3 protein-coding genes are annotated in these 2,421 nt (G+C 43.8%); all 3 read left to right on the plus strand.

Going from position 1 to position 2,421, the window contains the following annotated elements; all coding sequences use genetic code 11:
* Window positions 1-173 precede the first annotated feature (173 nt).
* On the plus strand, window positions 174-1,007 hold the full coding sequence (phhA, locus tag ACS8FD_RS12985) for a phenylalanine 4-monooxygenase (RefSeq protein WP_439260923.1): 834 nt from the start codon (window positions 174-176) through the stop codon (window positions 1,005-1,007).
* 137 nt (window positions 1,008-1,144) lie between these two features.
* On the plus strand, window positions 1,145-1,486 hold the full coding sequence (locus ACS8FD_RS12990; RefSeq protein ID WP_299219637.1) for a 4a-hydroxytetrahydrobiopterin dehydratase: 342 nt from the start codon (window positions 1,145-1,147) through the stop codon (window positions 1,484-1,486).
* A gap of 91 nt (window positions 1,487-1,577) precedes the next feature.
* Window positions 1,578-2,421 (plus strand): Na+/H+ antiporter NhaC family protein (locus tag ACS8FD_RS12995; protein ID WP_439276205.1); only part of this gene is annotated, 844 nt, incomplete at its 3' end.

A 2,421-nucleotide genomic window follows, 5' to 3' on the forward strand; every position in this document is an offset into this window, starting at 1 on the left:
GCTATCGGTCAGTCTGAGACAGAAACCGAAACAGAGTAAACTTATCCACCAAACAAACATGGCAAGGCAAAAGGCGATTTGTCTTGCCATCGTTCACGCTGTAGTATCGAACATATAGCGTTATTAAAGTACTGACACAAATAAAACGGATATACGGAAAAAGGAGCATCGGCATGGAACGCCAAAACAAACAACCCTATCTCTCGCATCAACCTGATGCCAATGGTCACATTCACTACAGTGATGATGAGCATGCCATGTGGCAAGCGCTGCTCGAGCGTCAAGCCAAACATACACCCAACCGCGCTTGCTCAGAATATCTAGAGGGACTTAAAAAGCTCAATCTACCGTCAGATCGTATCCCGCAATTGCACGATATCGATGAAGTGCTACAAGCGACGACAGGTTGGCAAACAGCCGCGGTGCCTGCTTTGATTAGCTTTGGTAAGTTCTTTAAACTTTTGGCCAATAAATCCTTCCCTGTTGCGACCTTTATCCGCCGCTTTGATGACATGGATTACATCGAAGAGCCGGATATCTTTCATGAGATTGTCGGACACTGTCCGCTACTGACTCATCCTGCTTTTGCTACCTTCAATGAAACTTATGGCAAGCTTGGTCTTAATGCCAGTAAAGAAGAAAGGCTATTTTTGGCACGTCTTTATTGGTTTACCATTGAGTTTGGTTTGGTCGGGCAAACGCAGGATACCCGCCGAATTTATGGCGGCGGTATTTTGAGCTCACCATCTGAAACCATTTATGCGCTCAGCAACGAGACTCAAAACCAGTCAAACCCTCAATCCCATCATCAACCTGAGCACCGAGCCTTCGATTTGCTAGATGTGTTACGTACCCCTTATCGTATTGACCACATTCAGCCTATCTACTATGTTATTGATGATTTAGATACGCTATTTGATATCGTGAATAGCGATATCATGGGAGTGGTCAAGCAGGCGATGTCACTTGGCATGTTTGAGCCAACATATCAGGTTGAAACCAGTTGATCATTTAATAATCGATTACTTAATCAACGAACGACTTTACCAAAAGTACTGCAACATAGATTGTTTAAGTAAACAATCATGTCAACATAGACGTGCATTTAATAAAAACTTAATAGTTAAAATAAAAGGAATTTACTATGACAACATTATCTCAAGCCAGCTGCGAAGCCTGCCGTATCGGTGCCCCAACAGTCGAGGAAGGTGAAGCACGTGAGCTGCTGCAACAAATACCTGATTGGTCACTCATTGAAGACAATGGTATCAATCAGCTACAGCGTCAATATAAATTCAAAAACTTTGTCACCGCTATGGCGTTTGCCAATCAGCTTGCAGATATTGCAGAAGCTGAAGGTCATCATCCTGGCATATTGGTAGAGTGGGGCAAAGCGACGGTTACATGGTGGTCACACAGTATTAAAGGTCTGCATCGCAATGATTTTATCATGGCAGCCAAGACAGATAGTCTATATGGTCAATAATGAGTATAGTAATAATCAAAGCGACTTAGTAAACTTACCACATTAAAATCCAACCCCAAACCAATTTTAATTGGTCATTTAAGGATGTGTGATGCCGCCACAAATACTTACTCAGTTTTCACCTAGACTCGCATTTACTATCGCCATCACTGTCATCGCTATTATGGGTATCACCATGATCGGCTTTGGCTGGGTACCTCATTTGTCGTTGATACTTGCTATCTGTGTGCTATTGGCTATTGGACTATTCAAAGGTCTAAGCTTTGATGACATGCAAGGACAAATGGCCTCGGGCGTAATGCGCGGTATCGGTGCTATTTATCTGTTTTTCTTTATTGGTTTGATGGTTGCTGCACTTATGATGTCTGGCGCCATACCGACACTGATGTATTTTGGCTTTGAGCTGATATCACCAGAGTTTTATTACATCTCAGCCTTTGTACTTACCTCGATCATCGGCATTGCACTGGGCAGCAGTTTGACCACTGCGGCGACCTTGGGCGTGGCGTTTATTGGAATGAGTAATGCGTTCGATGCCAATGTCGCTATCGCTGCTGGCGCTGTGGTATCAGGGGCGTTTTTCGGTGATAAAATGTCGCCATTATCTGATACCTGTACCATCGCTTCATCAGTCGTAGGTATTGATTTATTCGAGCACATTCGCAATATGATGTACACCACGGTACCTGCTTGGATACTGACGGTCATACTGTTCTGGTTCTTCTCAGGACAAACTGTCAGTGGTGATTTGAGTCAAGTAACAGTTTTGCAAGGACAGCTGATCGAAAGTGGTTTGGTACATGGTTATGCAGTATTACCGTTTGTGGTACTTGTAGGGTTGGCCTTGTTTCGGGTTACTGCCATCTATACCATTATTTGTACCATTGTTGCGGCATTGATTGTCCCCTCTTTGCCCAGTTCACCGAGCCTTGGAC

The sequence above is a fragment of the Psychrobacter sp. 1U2 genome (assembly GCF_051847575.1).

Bases quoted from the DNA above. Each gene is read 5' to 3' on its own strand.
- phhA (WP_439260923.1), top strand. From the start codon at position 174: ATGGAACGCCAAAACAAACAACCCTATCTCTCGCATCAACCTGATGCC.
- ACS8FD_RS12990 (WP_299219637.1), top strand. From the start codon at position 1,145: ATGACAACATTATCTCAAGCCAGCTGCGAAGCCTGCCGTATCGGTGCC.